This is a genomic window from Kutzneria sp. NPDC052558, assembly GCF_044547355.1.
Lineage (GTDB): Bacteria > Actinomycetota > Actinomycetes > Mycobacteriales > Pseudonocardiaceae > Kutzneria.
The window spans coordinates 54,872-74,885 of the sequence record NZ_JBIUAG010000036.1; the positions used below are offsets into that span (position 1 = coordinate 54,872).

Sequence of the window (20,014 nt, forward strand, 5' to 3'; positions counted from 1 at the left end):
ATCCACGCCCGCCCACAAAGGCGACCATCGCCACAGCGCCACCGCCGTGTTAACCTGGCCGGAACCGTTTGGACCCAAACCATAGGGCCGGCAGCGTCGCCGGGTCGGCTCCGCGGGTGAAGCGCCGGGAGGCTCAAGTGCCGGAGTTGGTGGAACGCGACGGCCAACTTTCCCGTCTTTCCGAGCTGCTCGCGCAGGCCACGGCCGGTTCAGGGCACACGGCGCTGGTTGAGGGTCCGGCCGTCACCGGCCGCAGCGAGCTGCTGCACGCCTTCGGCCGATCCGCCGATGCCCTGCGGCTGCAAGCGGTCTGCTCACCGGCGGAAAGCTCGCTCTCCCTCGGCGTGGTCGGCCAGCTGCTGGCCCGTCCCGGACTGCCCCCGCGATTACGCGCCCACGCCGCAGGCGTGATCCGCAATGGCGACGCGAGCGCCGAGGTGCTCAGCACCCTGTGCCTGGACGTGCTCGACCTCGCCGACCGCCGGCCAACGCTGGTCAGCATCGACGACGTCCATCACGCCGACCCTGCTTCGCTGCGCTGGCTCGCCTACCTGGCCCGCCGGATCGGCGCCGCGCCTGTGCTCGTGGTGGCCAGCAGCGTGTCCAATTGCGGTCCGGAGTTTCGCGCCACCCGGGCCGAGTTGCTGCGGCTGCCCAACTGCGAGGTGCTGCCGCTCGACCTGCTGTCCCGGCCTGCGGTCGACGAGCTGCTGGCCCGCGAGCTGGGCGAGCCGATCGCCCGCCGCCACGCCGCGGCCGTGCACGCCGCCAGCAGTGGCAATCCGCTCCTGGTGACGGCCATGATCGAGGACTGGCGTCGTGACCACGAGATCGTCGGACGGTGCTACCGCGAGGCGCTGCTGGCCGGAATCCGCCGGACCGGCCCCGACGCGACGCTGGTCGCCGGCGGGCTGGCGGTCATCGGCGACCCGACGCTGCTGGACCGTCTACTCGGCCTGGACCACGGCGCGGAAGTGATGCGGTCACTGGAATCCTCCGGGCTTCTCGCCGATGGCGCCTTCATCAACGACACCGGCCGTCAGGCCGTGCTCGACGAGCTGCCCAACCGCGGCGAGCTGCACCAGGCGGCCGCGCGACTGCTGCACGACCGCGGCGAGCCGGCGGTGGTGGTGGCGCCGCACATCGTGGCCGGCGGCCACGCCGAGGACGTCCCCTCGACCACGGTGTTGCTGACCGCCGCCGAGAACCATTTGCTGGACAACGGAATGACCACCGCCGTGGCCTGCCTGGAACACGCGGTCAGCTACAGCCCCACCCCGGACATCCGGGCACGACTGGCGCTGGTCGAGTGCCGCGCCGACCCGATGGCGGCGGCCAGGCACCTGACCCAGCTGATCACCGACGTCCGCGCCGGGGAGCTGAGTCTGAGCCACAGCCTCGAATTGTGCCGGCAGCTGCTGTGGCAGGGCCGCAGCGACGAGGCCGCCGTGGTCGTCGACCGGCTGTGGGCGGAGGCCGACCGCTACGACGAGGGCACACTTGCCGAGCTCCAGGCGTTCGAGTACTGGCTGGCGTGCACCTATCCGCGGCTGGCCCGCCGCACCAACCAGCGGCTGCCGCCGCGGCCCGCCCAGACGACCGGCGGCCTGGTGCTGGCCGGGGTCCTTGTGCACGGCGACCTGGACGACACCGCCGAAGGCCTGCTGCGCCAGGCCGACCTGCGCCGGGACACGTTCTGGACCAAGGAGACCCCGCTGGTCCCGCTGATGTCCCAGATGTACGCCGGGCGCACCGAATCGGCGGCCCGCTGGTGCGAGCGGTGGACGCAGGACAAGCGGGTCCGCGAACTGCCGGTCATTCGGGCTCGGCTGGCCGCGACGGCAGCCGAGATCGCGGTCCGGCGGGGCGACTTCGCCACCGCGTTGGCCGAGGCCAAGGACAGCCTCACCCAGCTGTCGCCGCGGTCATGGGGAACCGTTGTCGGCTTCCCCCTCGGCGCCGCGATCCTGGCCGCCACCCGCACCGGGGACCTCGCCGCGGCCGCCGAACACCTCCGGCTGCCCGTTCCGCCGGCGATGTTCGAGAGCCGCTACGGCCTGCACTACCTGCACGCCCGCGGCCACTACCATCTGGCCTGCGACAACAGCCGGGCCGCACTGGCCGACTTCCATACCTGCGGGGACCTGGTGCGCAGCTGGTCCCTTGACCGGCCCGAGCTCGTGCCGTGGCGGATCAACGCAGCCGAGGCGCTGCTGAGACAGGGCGAGGTGGACCAGGCCCGCCGGCTGCTCAACGACCAGCTGGCCCGCATCGGCGCCGACCTCGGCTTCCACCGCGGCCGGGCCCTGCGGCTGCTCGCCGCATGCGGCGCCGAGCACCGCCGGGTCGACCTGCTCGGCGACGCCGTCGAGATCATCGAGGCCGGCGGCGACCGCTACGAGCTGGCCCGCGCCCTTGCCGACCTCAGCCGCGCCCACCAGGCAGCCGGCGAGCAGCGCCGGGCCCGCCTGATCGCCCGCCGCGCCTGGCACATGGCCCGTGGCTGCCACGCCGAGCCGCTCTGCCGGGAGCTGTTCCCCGACGGCGACGACATCGACGCCGACATCGCCGACGACGACGCCATCCGTTCTCTGACCAGGGCCGAACGCCGCGTCGCCGTGCTGGCCTCCGCCGGCCACAGCAACCGCGCCATCGCCCGCAAGCTGTTCGTCACCGAGAGCACCGTTGAGCAGCACATGACCAAGATCTACCGCAAGCTCAACGTCAAACACCGCGACGACCTGCCGGTGCTGCCGCTGGCCGAGATGGCCAACCTCGCCTGAGCTGTCCACTGTGGACGGATGGTCGGCTGCGGTTCGTCGGTCGGCGCGTACGGAAGGGGCGGCGGCGAACCCAGGCATCGCGACCGCATACGTGCGGGGCGCTTGGGTTCCAGCAAGGAGTTGTCACCACCGGCTCGTCGAAGGCACGTGCCCGCACAACCGCTGGTGCACACAGCTCGCCCCCGAAAGCATCGACCAAGCAGAGAGTATTCCCCCCAGGTCCTTGAACTACGCCGAGAGATTGACGACTAGAGGACCTTCGGGTATAGGTGCGCGGACAAGTCGACACGCTGGCCGCGCTTGCCTTCACACAGCTAATTCACAGCAATGCCGCCCGAGCCATCGGCTCCACACAACGAACTCGTCCTACCCACGACCGCACCATGGACCGCCGGACCGCCGTCGACACGCGACGATCCGATCGGGCGCAGAGCCTCGGCCTTCTCAGCCACACGCACAAGGCACCTGGACAATCCCAGCTCTCGGACCGACTACTACAGAAATGTCGAAGATTCTCTTGGTGACGGCGACGGAGCCCACCTGGGCTCTTGCCTGGACTTCGCCCAAAACTGTCGATCACCGACGGCGACTCCGTGCGCGAAGTGGAGCTTCGACAGGGGCGGTCGCGTCGTCATCGGGCACTATGCCACCAGCAGATGACAATGACGCGTTACAGTGACAATCAGGCAAGGACAGTTGCGTCAGTAGTCGTTACGTCGCCGCGAGTCACGGCCGAGGCTAACATCCGCAAGAGTTATTCCTGGGGAAACCACTCGAAGCTGCGGAGTGCGCCCCGCACGAGGGGCACACGGTTCCTGTCGAGGTGTCCACTTCATGTCTTTGAGGGGGATTCGATGCGCTTCACCGTACTTGGCGCGTTGACGGTGAACGATGGCGATCGCCAATTACCGCTGCGCGGCCTCAGACAGCGTGCCACCCTGGCGTTCCTGCTTCTACACAAGAACTCCCTGGTGCCGGCCAGCGCGCTGATCAGAGCGCTCTGGCCGTCGAATCCGCCGGTCACCGCGCGATGACTTGGTTGCCACGGACCGTGCCGCCGGACCCCACCACGTATAGCTCGCACCGCGGCGGAACTCCGTGCAAGGCCGACGACCCGCACTAGTGGCGCCGGGGCACCCTGCCCGAAGTCCTCAGCCGATCGCCCACTGTTGCAGCGCGGAGCCCGCGATCGCTTGCTGCGTCACCAAAGCGCCGTCGGTGGTCGATGCGGTGGTGAGTAGCAGTCCACTATGGACGTTGGTGAGCCTGTAGCCGCCGGCCGTCCTGGCGGCCTTCCAGCGCTGGTTGCTGTTGCCGGAGCAGGTCCACTGGATCACGCGAGTGCCGGCGGCCGTGCCGCCGCCCTCGTCGTCCACGCACAGCTTGGAATACGCGTTGGCGATGGTGTACGAGCCGTCGGTCTGCCGGGTGAACGTCCAGTTCTGGTTGGAGCCGCCGTTGAGCCGCCACGTGACGAGCTGGGTGCCCGCGGCGGTCGACCAGTTCGGGTCGTCGAGGCCCTGGCCGGACACCGAGATCCGGTGCGTGCCGTCGAGGACGGGCGGCTCGCCGGTCGCGGTGAGGCCCAGGGTCTGCTCGGCCGCCGTGCGCGACCCGCCGGTCGCATCGCCGGTGGTGTTGGTCCAGGACCGGGCGGGCGTCGTCTCAGCGAGCCGGGTTGAGTCCGAGGACAGCCCCAGCACCAAGCCGCTGTACCGGTTGACCAGCCGATACGTCCCGGTCTTGGCCCCGGTCGCGGAGGAGGCGCCGGCGAGGATGAACCACTGCTGCCCGACGGTGGATCCGCTCGCGGTGACCGTCGGCTTGGTCGCCCACGCCCGGTTGGCTGTCGACGTCGAGTCGACGCCGAGGGCCTGGCCGGTGGCGCCGTTGCTGATCGTGTACGAGCCGTCGCCGTTGGCGGCGAAGGCCCACGTCTCCAGGAGCGAGCCGGTCGAGGCCGGCACGGACGTGGTCGCGGAGCTGCCGCTGACCTGGGCGAGAACCCGTCCCGATCCGTTGCTGATCCGGTAGGTCGTGCTCAGGTCGACGGGCGGCGCGGCCGGCGACGCCGAGTCCACGGTGATGTTGGCGTACTCGCCGTCCGAGCCGACACAGGCGATGGAGCAGTAGGAGCGGAAGCTCCTGCCGACGATGGTGGAGCTGGTCCGGTTCGCGCCGTCGACGAACCAGCGGTACCAGGAGTTCGAGGCGTAGCTGCCGGAATCGCCTACGTAGTACCACTTCTGCGTCGACAGGTCGTCTGTGACGTAGTACCGCTGCGGCAGCTTGGTCGAGCTGTCGGCCACTTCGGGCTCGCCGATGTACAGGCCGAGGTAGGCGTCGTAGGCGATGTTCATGACGAACAGTTCCGACTTCGGCGGCAGCGTGCCGGCCGTGATCTGCTGCGGCACGGAACCCGCGTTCGTGGGCTTGTAGTCGTGGTCGACGGCGGTGTAGCCGGTCGTGGCGGTCGTCGTCACCGGCGTCATGTTGCTCTCCAAGCCGCCCACGCCGGGCTGCGACCAGGAGCCGTCGTACCACTTCTGCCACGAGCCGGTGGCCATCTTCGACGACATCGGCGCGCGGGCGACGTGCGCCAGGCCGTCGTAGCTGCCGGATGTGCCGGCCTTCGGCACGATCCGGGACGCGTAGTAGACGTAGAAGTAGCCCGAAGCCTGGTCGACGAACAGCCTCGGGTCACCGTCGCCGTAGTCGAAGGTGCCGTTCGGGAACGCCGTGGTGTCGCCGCGAACCGTGCTGTACGGCGAGGTGATGGCGTGTCCCTTGATGGTCCACACCTTGCCCTGGTCGGTCGACTCGGCGTAGTCGATCGCGTCGTAGTGCGAGAACGAGTTGGCGCCGAACGGTTCCGGGGTGAACTCGTTGTGCACCAGGCCGTACCAGTTTCCGGTGTCCGGGTCGACCCAGACGCCGACCAGGTCGCAGAAGTTCTTCTGCGAGTAGGACGAGCCCGCTGGCGGGTCGGTGGCGGCGACACCGGTGGGGCTGTTGTCGCACCGCCAGCTCGTGTCGTTGTTCTTGTCCCTGGGCTCGGCGGGATCGACCGCGTCGCTGATCGCGGCGGACCGGCTGGCGCTGTCGAAGTCGGCGCCGGTGTAGAAGTCCCAGTACCGGGGCTGCGTCGCGCCGTAGAGGGACGCGGACTGCTGGAAGTAAAACGTGCCGTCCTTGTCGACGAAGGGGCTCGCCGGGGTGTCGGTCGGGAACTGGTACGGACTCGTGGACCCGATCGTCACGGTGTAGCCGGAGGTCGGCGGACTCGCCGAGGCGACCGGCGGCGCGCCGAGCAGGGCGACGGCCACGGCCAGGGCGACGGCCGTTCGCGGGCGGGCGACGACGGGCAGGGTGCGCATCGCGACTCCACTGGGGTGAGGGCGGCTCTTGACTCCCGAGGGCTGTTAGTTATAACACTAGTCGAACTAATTAGGGTAGCGGCAGGGTTCGTGTGCCCGTCCGACCACAACCGGAGGCGCCGCGTGGTTCACCTCGACACGGTGACGTTGCCCGTCGCCGCGCTCGGCCCGGACAACCCGCTGCCGCCACTGGCCCCGCCACACCCGGTGACGCCGCTGGTCGACGCCTCGGCGGCGGACCCGGACATGGCGCGCAACCTCGCGTACGGGCGACCGGCGACGCTGCTCCCGTACACCGTGCAGGACGACTACGGGCGGGAACTCACCGACGGGAAGCTCACGGTGGCCGTCGTCGACAATGGCGTGATCCGCGCCGAGTTCCTGCTCGACTTCGGCGGCCGGATGCGGTCGCTGGTCCACCTGCCCACCGGACGGGAGTTGTTGCACCGCAACGCGATCCTGCAACCAGCGAACCTGGCGCTGCGCAACGCCTGGTTCGCCGGCGGCGTCGAGTGGAACCTCGGCACCACCGGCCACACGCCGCTCACCTGCGCCCCCGTGCACGCCGCCCGGGTGGTGCGGCCCGACGGCGTCGAAGTCCTGCGCATGTGGGAATTCGAGCGCAACCGGGAGCTCGTGTACCAGATCGACGCGTACGCGCCGGAGGGCTCCGCCCTGCTCCACGTGCACGTTCGGATCATCAACCCGAACGCGCACGAGGTCCCCGTCTACTGGTGGTCCAACATCGCCGTGCCGGAGACGCCCGACACCCGCGTGCTGGCCCCGGCCGACGCCGCCTACAACCTCGCCTATGACGGCGTCCTCCGGCGCGTGCCGATCCCCGTTCACGACGGCGTGGATCGCAGCTACCCGGCCAACAGTCGGCACGCCGCCGACTACTTCTACGACATCGCGCCGTCCCGCCGGCGCTGGATCGCCGCGCTGGAGGCTGACGGCAGCGGCCTGGTGCAGGCCTCGACCGACCGGCTGCGCGGACGCAAGCTGTTCCTGTGGGGGCAGGCCGGCGGCGGCCGCCGCTGGCAGGAGTGGCTGTCGCCGGCCGACCAGCCGTACCTGGAGATCCAGGCCGGCCTGGCCCGCACGCAGCTGGAGCACCTGCCGATGCCGGCCGGCGCGCAGTGGTCATGGCTGGAGGTCTACGGCCTGCTCACCGCCGATCCCGCGAAGGGCCGCGACTGGGACGGTGCCTGCACGGCCGTCGAGGAGGCGTTGGAGGAGCTGGTCCCCCGCCACCTCGTCGATGCCGAGCACGACGCCGCCCGGCAGTGGCTGGACCAGCCACCGACCGAGCGGCTGCACAACGGATCCGGTTGGGGCGCCATGGAACGGCTCCACCGCTCCGCGACCGGCGACCCGTCGCTCGAGTTGCCGGGAGTCCCGTTCGACACCACCGGCGACGAGCAGGAACCGTGGCTGACATTGCTGGCCACCGGCGACATGCCGGCCTCACTGAAGGCGCCACTGTCCTATCAGGTCACTCACGGTTGGCGGCAGCGGCTCGAACACGCCGGGGACAACTGGCTCACCTGGCTGCACCGCGGGGTGGCGCGCTGGCACGCGGGCGAGGCCGACGCGGCCCGCGACGCGTGGCGCGCCTCACTGGCGGCGACCGCCAATCCCTGGGCGCTGCGCAATCTCGCCGTGTGCGAACCGAACGCCGACCGCGCCGCGAGTTCGCTGCTCCGAGCCGGCGAAATGCTGCCCACTCCCCTGCGGGCCCTCACCGTGGAGACGCTCCAGGCGCTCCTCGCCGCGAACCGCCCGGGTGACGCCCTGGCCCTCGTCGACGGGCTGCCACCGGAGCTGCGGGCGGACGGCCGGATCCAGATGCTCGAGTGCTCGGCGGCCATCGCCGCGGACAGTCTTGACCGCGCCGGCCGCCTCATCGGCGTCGGCATCGTCGTGCCCGACCTCCGGGAAGGCGAGGACGCTCTGGACCGGCTCTGGTTCGCCTACCACCAACGGCTCGACCCGACCCTGCCCCGCACCGCGCATCCCCTGCCCCACAGCTACGACTTCCGGATGACCGAAGGCTAGTTCGCCGGCGCCGAGACGGAGCCCGGGTCGTGGAACACGGGCTCCAGCGCCTCCTGGGCGGCGCCGCGTGCGGCGCTGGTGAATCCCAACGTCGAGACCAGCAGCTGACAGCCCCCGGCATGTGGGGCCAGGACGTGCTCGTCGACCACACGCCGGGTCGTCGCCAGCAGGTGGTCGCCGAGAATCGCGAAGTAGCCGCCGAGCACGACCGCCTGCGGGTTGAGGACGCCGATCAGGAGGCCGATGCCCAGGCCGAGGCCGTGCGCGATGCGGTCGAGTGCGGCCAGCGTGCGCTCGTCCCCGACGGCGGCCCGGGTCCGGATCTCGGCCAGCCGGACCTCCAGGTCGCGGTCGGGATCGCGCACCGGGTCGTCGGGATCGGCGGCGTGCCGCAGAAGCGCGGACAGGCCGACCATGGTCTCCCAGCAGCCGCGCCGGCCGCAGGCGCACGGCTGCGGATCGGGATCGAGCGGCATGTGGCCGACCTCGCCGGCGTAGCCGGCGGCCCCCAGCATCAGCTGGCCGTTGGTGATGATGCCGGCGCCGACGCCGATCTCGCCGGTGATGTAGATGAGGTCGTTGATGCCGACCGGGCCGACGATGGCGTGCTCGGCGATGGCGCCGAGTCGCGCGTCGTTGCCGACCGCGATGGGCGGGGCGTCGGCGGCGAGCCGGGCCCGGAGACCGGCCACGACCGGCAGCTGCGACCAGTTCAGGTTGGCGGCGAAGACGACGACGCCGGCATCCCGGTCGATCTCGCCCGGCGCGGCGACGGTGACGCCGACGACCTCGACGCCCTGCGCGCGCATGTCGTCGATGGCCCGGGTGATCAGTTCGGCGACGGCGTCGAGCAGCACGTCGCTGTCGCGCGCGGCGTTGATGGTGATGCGCTGGTCCAGCAACGTCTCGCCGCGCAGGTCCAGCGCGATCGCCCGGGCATAGTCGACACTGATCTCCACGCCGAGCCCGCACAGCGTGCGGCCGTGCAGCTCCACCGCCTGTCGGGGGCGGCCGACGCTGCCGCCGCGCTGCACGTCGCCCTCGCGGACGAGATTGCGCTCGACCAGCTCGTTGACCAGGTTGGACACCGTGGCCTTGGGCAGGCCGAGGTCCTCCGCGAGCTGGGTCCGCGAGCGGGCGCCGCGGGTGCTCAGGCGGCGCAGCACCAGGCCGAGGTTCGTGCGCCGGATCGAGGCCCGGTTCGCGACATCGAGGTTGTGCGCCGCCACGCGTTAGTTATAACACCGACCGAACTAATGCGTCACGGCAGCGGACCGCCGGGGGCAGGGGCCGCCCGGCTCGCAGAGTTTCGGCAGGAGCCGGGACAGGGCCGCAAGCGCCGCCCGCGTGGGCGGCGTTGAGCAGCGCCGCGGCCAGGTAACCCCGGTCCGCCAAGGCGTCGAGCCCGAGGACTCGCCCCTTGGCGCTGCACCGGCCGGTCGAAGACGCGCTGGCCTCGTCCGGGTTGCGGTGGACCATGGTGCGGCCCAACTTCTACCTCCAGAACTTCCTCCGCCAGGCATCCATCCGCGAGAGTGGACGGTTCAGCTTCCCCCTGATCACCGCGCCGATCAGTTTCGTCGACGTCGGCGACATCGCCGACGTGGCCGCGCGGGTGCTGACAACCGAAGGTCACGACAGCAAGATCTACAGCCTCACCGGCCCGAAGGCCTTGAGCCACACCGAAGCGGCCGAGGTGTTCTCCGACGTCCTGGGCAAGCCCGTGCGCTACCTCGGGCTGCCCGATGAGCAGGCCCGCGCGGCGCTGCTGAGCCGTGGGATGCCGGCGTTCCAGGTCGACACCCTGATCGAGGTCGCGCGGGCCTACCGCGACGGCGGCGCGGAGATGGTCACCTCGGCCGTCCCCGATCCCACCGGTCACGCGGCCCTCGGGTTCGCCGATTTCGTGCGCCGGCACCGCAACGTGCTCGGCTGATACGCGCATAGTCGGATCAGCGTCCCTTCGCCGGTAGGCACAGGTCGGCGACTTGGCCGGCTGCTCGAGGTCTTGTTCAGCGGGCCGGTGTTGGCCGCGCCTCAGCGGGGAACACGGCCCAGCTGACGGCGCAGCCAGACCACTCGGGCAGCGATGGCGTCCTGGGAGATCACGGCGTGGGGAGCCACGACGTCGAACCCATGGAACCCGCCAGGCCAGACGTGCAGCTCGACGTCGCAGCCCGCCTCCCACATGCGGCTTGCGTAGGCGACGTCCTCGTCCCGGAAGGTTTCGGCGGAGCCGCGCTGGTGCCTTCGGTCGTCGTGATGTCGGCTTCGATGAATCGGTCGGGGTGCTCGTGCCCGTCGGGCATCGTTCGCGCCGTCACGTACACGTCGGCGCCCAGCTCTCGCAGTCTCTCCGCGACGGCCTTGCCCGAGCCTTTCGACCCGCCCGTGACCAACGCCCGGCGACCGTCGAGACGATCGCGATCTGAACTAGACATTTCTCTCCACTGAAGATCGAGGTGGCGCGGGTTCGGTCAGGCGACGTGGTTGGCGATGACGAGTTCGGCGATGAGGTCACCCCGCAGCGCGAAGCGGTAGTCGAGCTCGGCGACACCACCCGGGAAGGTGCCCTCGAGCCGCACGGTCACCACCCAGTGGGCGTCGTCGACGCGGCGAGCGCCGAGCTGCTCGGTCGTGTACTCGAACTCGGCCCCGGCGTCCCGCAGGAACGCGTGCGTCTCCTCTCGGCCGCGGAAGGTCTCGTCCTGGTCGACGATCACCGCGTCCTCGGTGAGGAACGATGAGGCGGTGTCGGCATCGCGGGCGACGTGGGCGGCGAAGAAGTCACGCACGGTGGTCGGAAGCAACTCGGACGGGAGATCGGTGTGCTGTGTCATGAGCCCACCGTGTGACCTCACGGCGTGGGAGGGTCAAGCCGTGGACTCTCCCCCGGGGAGAGAGTCCAGAATGCGGGGATGCTGACCATCGGGGAGTTCTCGCGGCTGACCCACTTGAGCGTGCGGACCCTGCGCCGGTATCACGAGGCGGCCCTGCTGGAACCCGCGGTGGTGGACGAGACCACCGGTTACCGGTACTACGGCGTCGACCAGATCCCGGCCGCGCAGGTCATCCACCGGCTTCGTGAACTCGACGTCCCCCTGAGCGATGTGCAGCGAATCCTGCGGACCCCGGACCCCGGGGTCCGGGCGGCCCTGGTTGCCGACCACTTGCAACGCCTCGAGGACGTGCTCGACCGCACCCGGGCCGCAGTCGTGTCGCTGCGGCGCCTGCTGCGGCCCGACCCCGCGCCGATCGAGGTCGAGCTGCGTGCGGAGCCCGCCCGGACGGTGGCGGCGGTGGAGGCCGTGCTCGGCCAGGGCGACGTCGAGGCCTGGTACGCGGGCGCGATGGCCGAACTGGAGACGGCCGTCGGCGATGCCGTGACCGGACCGCCGGGCGGCTGCTACGACAACGCCCTTTTCGAACAGGAACGCGGTCACGCGCTCGTCTACCTGCCGACCGCTGCGCCACCTCGCACCGGACGCGTGCATGCCGCCGTTCTTCCGGCCGCGGAACTGGCCGTCACCACCCACGTCGGCGAGCACGACGGCGTCGAGGTCACGTACGGCGAACTCGGGACCTGGGTGGTGGAGAACGCGATGTCGGTGGCCGGGCCGGTGCGGGAGGTCTACCTCGTCGGCCCTCGTGACGTCAGCGATCCCGCCGCCTGGCGCACCGAGATCGGCTGGCCGGTCTTTCGCGTCACCTGAGTCGGTGCGGAGCGGAGTCCTGGAACAGCGCGGCGTACGCCTTGATCGCGGGCTCACTGCCGACCTAAAGCACTTATGCCGCCCCAAATTCCCGGGAAATTTGCTCTACTGGCGGCCATGATCCCCTACACCGGCTCCGGTCCGTACTGCTACGCGAACTCGCTGGCGATGATGCTGGGCGAGACCTCGCCGCCGCCCGGGGTGATCGAGGCGCTCACCGGCTCGCCGTTCGGATTCGAGCTGATCGACGGCACACTGCCGCTGTTCGACCCGTACGGCTGGACGCCGGAGATCGGGCTGGACGCTGCGATCGAGCTGCTGGGCTGGACCTGCCAGCGCAGCGACGGCCACGACCCCGACGAGGCGCTGGCGCGGCTGACCACGGCGCTCGCCGCAGGCCCGGTGCTCGCCGGACCGCTTGACATGGGCCTGCTGCTCTACCAGCCCGGAACCCCGGCGGACTTCGGTGACCACTACGTGGTCGTGCTCGGCATCGACGACGGTGCCGTGGTCCTGCACGACCCGCACGGCCACCCGTACGCGACGCTGCCGACTGACGCGTTCCTCAACGCCTGGCGCGGCGCGGGCGTGCCCTACACCGAGGCCGGGTATGTGCTGCGCGCTGGTTTTGCCTTGCGGTACAAGGTATCCGTGCCTGCCGCGCTGCGTCGCTCGCTGCCCGCGGCGGCGGCGTGGCTGGCCGGTCGCGCCGACGTGGCGGTACCGCCCGGCACGCTCGGCGGTGCCGAGGCCGTGGAGCGTTTCGCCGAGCAGGTCGAGGCCGGGCTACCGGACGGCGTCCGCGGCCACCTGGTGCACTTCGCGATCCCGGCCGGTGCCCGACGGCTCGCGGACGCCGCCGCCTGCCTGGCCTCGCTCGGCCTGGACACGGCGTCCGCCATCGCCATTGAGCAGGCGCGACTGGTCGGAAGCCTGCAGTACCTGGTGGTCACTGACGACTCCAAGGCCGCAGCGGCATCGCTGCGGCGGCTGGCGCCCACGTACGGTCAGCTCGCCGAGGTGCTGGACCGCAGATCGTGAAGGGTGGCTTGTGGCGGCAGCGGTGGCGATCACGGCGTAAGGACCCAAAATCGCCAGCAATAACAGGGTCCGCTGGTGGAAAACGTGTGCCCAGTGGGTAACTCCCCCTCCGACACGTGGGGGTTCAACTCCCTGGCGACGCATTGTGAGCAAGTTGCTTAGTACTCCAGTAATAGATCGTGATCTTCATCGTTCCTGGTGGGCTTGCCGCAGGTAGTGAGCCTGCTGCGCGCGGTACTGATGACGTCGTCGCCACCGCGACCAGTGCAGGCAGTCCACACGACCGCCGGCAGGGACGATCACCAGACGGACGAACAGATGCCGGATCTCGTTCAGTGTCAACGGAATCAACCCCGCCGGAGCGGGACCGACCCGATCGGCCGTGCCGGATTCGCCTGCTTTGCTGTCACGTCAACCAGAGTTCTCATGCGGTGACACAAACGTTCGCCGGTTCGGTCAGCGACACCGATTTCGGGTACGTGACTTCGCCGCGAACCGGCGCACTACTGATCACAGGGGTCGTCACGAGGCGCGGGACCGAGGACGCCCCAACTGCGTTGGTGTTCGCCGCAGACCCGAGCATTCCTACCATCGCGCGGCCAGCAGGTCCGGCGCCCACGCTGCTGGTCCAGGTGGGACGGCCGCCCGGCGTGCCTGTCATGATGCGTCGCTCAGGGCGATACGGGTGGATAGTGTGCAAGTCCGTCCTCGGACACGTGGGGGTTCAAGTCCCTAGGGACTTGAACCTTATTTTGTTTCTAATGCCCGACAAACTACTGTCTTACGCGAATCCCAGTGAGCCAGTCGTCCGGTTGATACGGCGAATTGGGGTTGACCCTGTTCATCGAACCGGGTCAGCCCCACGACTTCACCGGAGGCGGACGAATCAGTACCGGGCAAGATCCTGGACAATCGGCCCCGAGGTAGGGACCCGGAACCACCACCAAGATCGGCCGCCCATGTCGACATGGGCAATCCTGGCCATACGCTCGCCGGAATCATCAGCGGTGAAGGAGCGGAACCTGTCGTCGGTCTTGGCGACGTAGCCGCGTACCTTGTCCGCGAGCTCGGGGCGGAGCTTGCTCAGCGCGTTCTCGACGAAGTCGCGCATGAACAGGCTGGCGGCCAGGTCGTGCTCGGTCCACACGCTGTGGTCGTCGTACGGTAGCTCACGGTCGTTGTCGATCTTCTCGACGTGCAGCTGCCAGGCCCGAGCGAGGCCCAGAGCGTCCGGCTTGTCCTCGCCGGCTTGAGGTTTGCTCGCCGCGATCTCGGCGAGTTCGGCGTCGTCGAACATCGCCCGCACGTCGGGCGGCAGATCGTCTCGCACGTTCACTGTCCAATCTTATACGTCGTCGATCTCCAGGGCATGTCATAGTTGACGATGACACGGATCTTGTCGCCGTTGACCGTGGCGACGAACTCCTCCGCGTTCTGGCCCGGCAGCCGCACCGGAGTGGCCTTGTCCAGAACCTCGCTCACCTGCTGCGGTGAGGGACGGTTCATTCCGGGCATGGAGTCACCCGTGTGACCGTTGATGAACTCCTCGATCTCGTCGCGGTTGAACTCGCTGCCGCGGAACCCGTCGTTGGGTTCGAATGCCTCGTCCTCGGCTCCGGTGTGGTCGGTCCGCATGACCTCGACTTCGTCGTCACCGGCGGCGTGACGTGCGAGGTCGCCGCCGCCCGCGGCGGTCATCGCCATGCCGGTCGCGATCACGCCAGCCGACGCGATATTCGTCGGCACACCGAGTACGGCTCCCGCACCAGTCGCGTCGAGGGCGATGCCGCCGACTTCGCCACCGGCGCCGACGACGGTCAGGGCGGCGCCAGCGATGGTCGTGGCTGTGTCCAGCGGATGGTGAATCATGGCGTTGCCGTAAGACGCGACGGCGTTGACGACCGTGCCGGCTGCGTTGGCCAGTCCCGCGCCGAGGTCGGAGAAGAAGTCACCGACCTCGGACCAGAAGCCGGGTTCCTCAGGTGCCTTGTCTCGGGCCGCGCCGATGGTGGCGGCAGCTCCGTCGCCGGCAGACCGCAGCTGCGCGCGAGCCGCGTTGAGGGTCTGTTGTGCCGCTTGGCGTCCCGCGGCGCCGGGATCGTTGAACGGTAGCTGGTGCCCGGCGGTCTGTTCGTCGCGGGTGTGCTGGTCGGTGGCTTGGCGGGTGGCGGCTTCCGCGGTGTTCCATTGCTGGATCGCCTGGGCGGCTTGGCCCTGCGCCCAGGTGAGGGTTGTGGCGTAGCGCTCCAGAGCGGCGGCGGCCTCGTGGAAGCAGTCACCTGCTTCGAGCCATTTGCCGGGCTGGCCCTCGAACTTCGCGCGGAACGCGTCCCCGGCGGGACCACTCCACCCCTCGGTCGTGTCGATGCGGCTCAGGCCAGCGCCGGCTTGGTGAAGGGCGTCTCCGTACTGCCGCCACGCCGGATAGATGGAAGTGAGTGATCCCGGGTTGCCGGGGACCAGGTCCTTGGGGTTGTTCGTCTCACCGAGTTCCGCGGGCATCAGTGGACACCGGGGTCGTCGCCCGTGGTGCGCGTCAGGATCTTGTCGAACATGCCTTTGGCCGCCTGGTCGACCTGCAGATACGCCTGCACGCTCTGAGACAGCCGGGTCGCGACCTCCTGACCGTCCTTGGCGAGGTTTTCGACCCCTAGCTCCCACCGGGTGCAGAAGTCGGCCACCGTGTCGGCGAGGTCGTCATGCCCGTAGTCGCCTTTGACGCCGCCCAGGTCGCTGACCTTGTGCGCCTTGAGGTCGACCAGGGTCGTGTTGACGCCTGCCGCAGCGTCTTCCAGCGCGCCAAGATCGACGCTGAAGCCGTCAGCCATCTGTTCTCCCCAGAATCAGTGTCCGCCAAGCCTATCGTCCCAGCTGTCCGCGGATCTGGGACGGCATTCAGCCCGATTCGGTTCCGACAGCGCTCCGCGTATTCGCGACACGGGCGTCTCTCCACCGACGGCGCCAACTCAGCAAGCGGGTCGTCCTCGCTCTGGTCGTGCTGCGAGGCCAAGCGGCGATGATGCGCATCGGCGTCTGCACGGTCGTCTGCGATCAGGTGCTGGTGACGGCCAGCACGTCGCCGCTCCAGGTACCGGCCGTATGCCCAGGTATCCAGTCACTATCGGTTGGTTCGACTCGAGCTTGGCCTTGGCGAAGATGATCGCTAGTTCCTCGTCGACCGCCAGGTCTCCATGGCCCGGTTGACGAGGTCCTCGCGAGGGATGTTGGTGGTGCCCAGGTCGGGGCACCTCACTCGGTCTCCGGCGCGTGCTGTGGAGACGGGCCGCTTTACCTCGTCCCACCTGTCCGTCGCTATTCTCGCAGGTAGAACCGCCGCCGACCCGTCCCCAGCTTAGGGACGGGTCGAAGCGCACCTGGTCCACTTGGGACAGCCGCCGCCCGCAACGTCACATGACTTCGGCCAAGAGAAGCCGGGTGGATAGTGCGCAGGTCCGCCCTCGGACACACTTACTATTCATCCGCCCCATCGGTTGAATGATCACATCGGCCGTGTACGCGGCTTGGTCGTAGCAAACTTGCAGGTCAAACGGCCTCGTACAAGCCCGCCAGGCTCTCTGGCTTCGCTCCAGACAGAGCCGCACCAACATCACCAAGCGAATCGATCATTGCCCAGATCTCCGCATCGCTACGGTAATACCGCCGGGTTTTCGGTCGCTTCCCAGTTCCGCTTTCGCCACCGCACGTTCGGCCTATTGCGAGATGCGACGGTACACAGTGGACGGTCAGGGCAGCCGGCTGGCGCGGCTCTCCAGATAGCGTTGCTCGGGCAGGCTGTCGGTCTGCCGCGCGGCGAGCAGGTAGTCGGCGTGCGCCGCCGCCGGGTCGCCGGCCATCTCCAGCAGGTGCGCGCGGACGGCGGCGAGCCGGTGGTGGTGGGCCAGCCGGGTGTCGGCCTCCAGCGGGGCGAGCAGGTCGAGTCCGGCCCTCGGGCCGCGGACCACGGCCAGCGCGACCGCGTGGTTCAGTGTCACGACCGGGCTGGGCGCGCGTTGTGAGAGCAGCTCGTAGAGGCCGAGGATCTGTGGCCAGTCGGTGTCCTCGACCCGGGGCGCCTCGGCGTGCACCGCGGCGATGGCGGCCTGTAACTGGTAGGGGCCGAGACGCCGCCTGGCCAGCGCGTCGGTGATCAGGGCGAGGCCCTCGGCGATGTAATCCCGGTTCCACCGGCCGCGGTCCTGTTCACCGAGCGGGACCAGCCCGCCGTCCGGGGTGGTGCGGGCCGGGCGGCGCGCGTCGGTGAGCAGCATCAGCGCCAGCAGACCGGTCACCTCGCCGTCGTCGGGCAGGTGGCGGTGCAGGTCGGCGGCCAGCCGGATCGCCTCACCGGTCAGGCCGGCCTGGTGCAGGTCGTGTCCCGAGGTGGCGGTGTGGCCTTCGTTGAAGATCAGGTACAGCACCCGCAGGACCACTCCGAGCCGCTGCGCCCAGCTGTCCGGCGCGGGCAGCCGGAACGGGAGCCGGGAGGACCTGATCCGGCTCTTGGCCCGGCTGATGCGCTGCGCCATGGTCGTCTCCGAGACGAGGAAGGCGTGCGCGATCTGGGCTGTGGTCAGGCCGCCGACCGCGCGCAGGGTGAGCGCGATCTGCCCCGGCACGGCCAGTGCCGGGTGACAGCACAGGAACAGCAGGGTGAGGGTGTCGTCGCGGTGCTGGGCCGGCGGGGGCGCCAGCTCCCAGTCCGACGGCCGCATGGCCGCCTCGGTGTCCTCCCTGCGGCGCCGGGCGTGTTCGCTGCGCAGCAGGTCGGTCATCCGCCGGGTGGCCACGGTGAACAGCCAAGCCCTCGGGTTGTCCGGCACCCCTTCCGCTGGCCACTGCACGGTCGCCGCCAGCAGCGCTTCCTGCACCGCGTCCTCGGCGATGTCGAAGGTGCCGTAACCGCGCACGAGCGCGCCGAGGACCTGGGGCGCGAACTCGCGCACCAGACCGGGCCACCCGATGTCGCTCACACCCCGGGCGGGTCCGCGCTCGGGGGCATGTCGGCGATGGGCCGGATCCGCACCACCGCGGCGCCGCCATGGATGCGCCGGGCGATCTCGGCGGCCCGGTCGATGCCGGCGCAGTCGATCACGTCGTAGCCGGCCAGGTACTCCTTGGCCTCGCCGTAGGGGCCGTCGGTGACGATGGTGCCGCCGTCGTCGGTGCGCACCGTCCTGGTCTCGGCCGAGTCGGTCAGCGGGGCGCCGTCGAGCCACTCACCCGATTCGGTGATCTCGCGCAACAGTTCGGCATGGTCCCGGTCCAGCTGCCGGCGCTGCTCGTCGGACCGCGCTGACCAGGTGGGATTGCCATAGATCAACAGCAGGTACTTCACCGGCGCACCCCTTCGGTTGGACCGCGTCGCGACGATCGCGCGGCCCGGTATCCCACGGGCTGTCGAGATCGGCGCATCGGCTCCGACTCACTTGAGGATACGGCCCATCGGCTGGCCGGCCACGAGAAAGGTGGATCATGAGCCAGGTCGCGCAACCGGTAGCGGGACGACGGGAGTGGCTCGGGCTGGCGGTGCTGGGGCTGCCGACCCTGTTGCTCGCCCTCGACCTGAGCGTGCTGAACAACGCGGTGCCCCGGCTGAGCACCGTGCTCGGCGCGGACAGCGTCCAGCAGCTGTGGATCATGGATGTCTACGGGTTCATGGTGGCCGGCTTCCTGGTCACCATGGGCAACCTCGGCGACCGGATCGGCCGCCGCCGGCTGCTGCTGATCGGTGCGGTCGCGTTCACCGCGTCCTCGGTGCTGTCGGCCTTCTCGGTCAACACCGACATGCTGATACTGGGGCGGGCGCTGATGGGGATCACCGGCGCCACGCTTGCCCCCTCCACCCTCGCGCTGATCAGCAACATGTTCCGAGACGGCCGGCAGCGGGCGTTCGCGATCTCGGTGTGGGTGAGTTGCTTCATGACCGGCGCGGCCGCCGGCCCGGTGCTCGGTGGCGCGCTGCTGGGCTGGTTCTGGTGGGGCTCGGTGTTCCTGCTGGCCGTGCCGGTGATGGTCGTGCTGGTCATCGCGGGACCGCTGCTGCTGCCGGAGTACCGCGACGACAACCCCGGCCGGCTGGACCTGGTCAGTGTTCTGCTGTCACTGGCGTCGATCCTGCCGGTCGTCTACGGCGTCAAGGAACTGGCCAGGGCCGGATGGCAGCTCTGGCCCACCGTGGCGCTGCTGGCCGGCGTCGTGGCCGGCGTGGTGTTCGTACGACGGCAGCGCCGGCTGGCCACGCCGCTGGTCGACGTGCGGCTGTTCGGCAACGGCACGTTCAGCTGTGCCCTGGCCGCGCTGCTGCTGGCCCCGGCCACCCAGGGCGGCGTCATGCTGTTGGTCAGCTTGTACTTCCAATTGGTCGCCGGGCTCTCGCCGCTGGTGGCCGGCCTGTGGATGGTGCCGTCCTCGCTGGCCATGGCCGCCGGTTCCATGCTGGCCGTGCCGCTGACCCGCCGGGCGCACCCGGCGATGGTCACCGCCGCCGGTCTCTGCCTCGCCGCCGTCGGCTATCTACTGATGGCGACCGTGCACGACGGAACCGGGTTGCCGGTACTGGTGGTCGGCACGGTCGTGGCCTTCTTCGGCATCGGCCCGGCCTCGGCGCTGAGCAGCAACCTGGTCGTCGGTTCGGTCCCGCCGCAACGCGCCGGCGCCGCCGCGTCCCTGTCGGAGACGAGCAACAACCTCGGCATCGCGCTCGGTGTCGCGCTGATCGGCAGCCTCGGCGCGACGATCTACCGGCACGCGTTGACCGGTTTCCCGTCGGGTGTGCCCGTGCCGGCGGCACAGACCGCGCGGGAGAGCATCGCCGGCGCGGTCTCGGTGGCCGGGCAGTTGCCCCAGCCCGCACGCGACGACCTGCTCGCGCCGGCCCGTGCCGCGTTCATGACCGGCCTGGACGTCAGTGCCGTGGTGGCCGCCGTGCTGCTGGTCGGACTCGCCGTGATCGCCATGACCGTGTTGCGCCGCATCAACGTCGGGCAGCCGGCCGAACGGCAGGCCGCCGAGCAGGCCGCCTGATTCCGTTTCACCTCAACCC

The 20,014-nt window shown here is 69.8% G+C and carries 15 protein-coding genes and 1 pseudogene; 7 read left to right on the forward strand and 9 right to left on the reverse strand.

What is annotated here, in order from left to right:
* The first annotated feature begins 137 nt into the window (after positions 1-137).
* Both ACIG5F_RS40990 and ACIG5F_RS40995 read left to right on the forward strand, forming a co-directional pair.
* Positions 138-2,783: an AAA family ATPase gene (locus ACIG5F_RS40990; protein WP_396525538.1), complete on the forward strand. Its 2,646-nt coding sequence runs from the start codon at positions 138-140 to the stop codon at positions 2,781-2,783.
* An 854-nt stretch (positions 2,784-3,637) separates the two neighbouring features.
* Positions 3,638-3,817, forward strand: a complete 180-nt coding sequence (locus ACIG5F_RS40995; RefSeq protein ID WP_396525539.1) for a hypothetical protein — start codon at positions 3,638-3,640, stop codon at positions 3,815-3,817.
* Positions 3,818-3,934: 117 nt separating this feature from the next.
* On the opposite strand, the gene ACIG5F_RS41000 is transcribed toward ACIG5F_RS40995, so the two are convergent.
* Entirely contained in the window at positions 3,935-6,160 is a 2,226-nt protein-coding gene (locus tag ACIG5F_RS41000; RefSeq protein ID WP_396525540.1) for an RICIN domain-containing protein, read from the reverse strand.
* 141 nt (positions 6,161-6,301) lie between these two features.
* Between ACIG5F_RS41000 and ACIG5F_RS41005 the strand changes: the two genes are divergently transcribed.
* Positions 6,302-8,218 carry a DUF5107 domain-containing protein gene (locus tag ACIG5F_RS41005; RefSeq protein WP_396525541.1) on the forward strand — a complete coding sequence of 639 codons (1,917 nt, stop codon included), beginning with the start codon at positions 6,302-6,304 and terminating at the stop codon, positions 8,216-8,218.
* On the opposite strand, the gene ACIG5F_RS41010 is transcribed toward ACIG5F_RS41005, so the two are convergent.
* Positions 8,215-9,447: an ROK family protein gene (locus ACIG5F_RS41010; RefSeq protein WP_396525542.1), complete on the reverse strand. Its 1,233-nt coding sequence runs from the start codon at positions 9,445-9,447 to the stop codon at positions 8,215-8,217. The genes ACIG5F_RS41005 and ACIG5F_RS41010 overlap by 4 nt on opposite strands.
* 191 nt (positions 9,448-9,638) lie before the next feature.
* On the opposite strand from ACIG5F_RS41010, the gene ACIG5F_RS41015 reads away from it, so the two are divergent.
* Positions 9,639-10,154 (forward strand): NmrA family NAD(P)-binding protein, encoded by a 516-nt coding sequence (locus tag ACIG5F_RS41015; protein ID WP_396525543.1) that lies wholly within the window; start codon positions 9,639-9,641, stop codon positions 10,152-10,154.
* A 101-nt stretch (positions 10,155-10,255) separates the two neighbouring features.
* Here ACIG5F_RS41015 and ACIG5F_RS41020 read toward each other — a convergent pair.
* Together ACIG5F_RS41020 and ACIG5F_RS41025 are read right to left on the reverse strand one after the other, a co-directional pair.
* A pseudogene (locus tag ACIG5F_RS41020) lies at positions 10,256-10,456 on the reverse strand (alpha/beta hydrolase); the annotation flags it as partial.
* Positions 10,457-10,695: 239 nt separating this feature from the next.
* On the reverse strand, positions 10,696-11,058 hold the full coding sequence (locus tag ACIG5F_RS41025; RefSeq protein WP_396525544.1) for a nuclear transport factor 2 family protein: 363 nt from the start codon (positions 11,056-11,058) through the stop codon (positions 10,696-10,698).
* Between the two features lie 78 nt (positions 11,059-11,136).
* Between ACIG5F_RS41025 and ACIG5F_RS41030 the strand changes: the two genes are divergently transcribed.
* Positions 11,137-11,931: a MerR family transcriptional regulator gene (locus ACIG5F_RS41030; RefSeq protein WP_396525545.1), complete on the forward strand. Its 795-nt coding sequence runs from the start codon at positions 11,137-11,139 to the stop codon at positions 11,929-11,931.
* A 117-nt stretch (positions 11,932-12,048) separates the two neighbouring features.
* Positions 12,049-12,972, forward strand: a complete 924-nt coding sequence (locus ACIG5F_RS41035) for a hypothetical protein (RefSeq protein ID WP_396525546.1) — start codon at positions 12,049-12,051, stop codon at positions 12,970-12,972.
* A gap of 886 nt (positions 12,973-13,858) precedes the next feature.
* Here ACIG5F_RS41035 and ACIG5F_RS41040 read toward each other — a convergent pair.
* The 5 genes from ACIG5F_RS41040 to ACIG5F_RS41060 form a co-directional block, all read right to left on the reverse strand.
* Positions 13,859-14,308, reverse strand: a complete 450-nt coding sequence (locus tag ACIG5F_RS41040) for a hypothetical protein (RefSeq protein WP_396525547.1) — start codon at positions 14,306-14,308, stop codon at positions 13,859-13,861.
* Positions 14,305-15,474 (reverse strand): putative T7SS-secreted protein, encoded by a 1,170-nt coding sequence (locus ACIG5F_RS41045; protein WP_396525548.1) that lies wholly within the window; start codon positions 15,472-15,474, stop codon positions 14,305-14,307. Before ACIG5F_RS41045 ends, ACIG5F_RS41040 begins: the two co-directional genes overlap by 4 nt.
* A complete protein-coding gene (locus ACIG5F_RS41050; RefSeq protein ID WP_396525549.1) occupies positions 15,474-15,800 on the reverse strand; it encodes a type VII secretion target in 327 nt (108 codons plus the stop codon). Before ACIG5F_RS41050 ends, ACIG5F_RS41045 begins: the two co-directional genes overlap by 1 nt.
* A gap of 915 nt (positions 15,801-16,715) precedes the next feature.
* The gene (locus tag ACIG5F_RS41055) at positions 16,716-17,942 is read right to left on the reverse strand and encodes an RNA polymerase sigma factor (protein ID WP_396525550.1); all 1,227 of its coding nucleotides are present in this window, start codon (positions 17,940-17,942) and stop codon (positions 16,716-16,718) included.
* Complete coding sequence (locus tag ACIG5F_RS41060) at positions 17,939-18,307, reverse strand: YciI family protein (protein WP_396525551.1); 369 nt, start codon at positions 18,305-18,307, stop codon at positions 17,939-17,941. The genes ACIG5F_RS41055 and ACIG5F_RS41060 overlap by 4 nt, the downstream gene beginning before the upstream one ends.
* Before the next feature lie 137 nt (positions 18,308-18,444).
* Here ACIG5F_RS41060 and ACIG5F_RS41065 point away from each other — a divergent pair, with 137 nt between their 5' ends.
* Positions 18,445-19,995: an MFS transporter gene (locus ACIG5F_RS41065; protein WP_396525553.1), complete on the forward strand. Its 1,551-nt coding sequence runs from the start codon at positions 18,445-18,447 to the stop codon at positions 19,993-19,995.
* Positions 19,996-20,014: the final 19 nt, after the last annotated feature.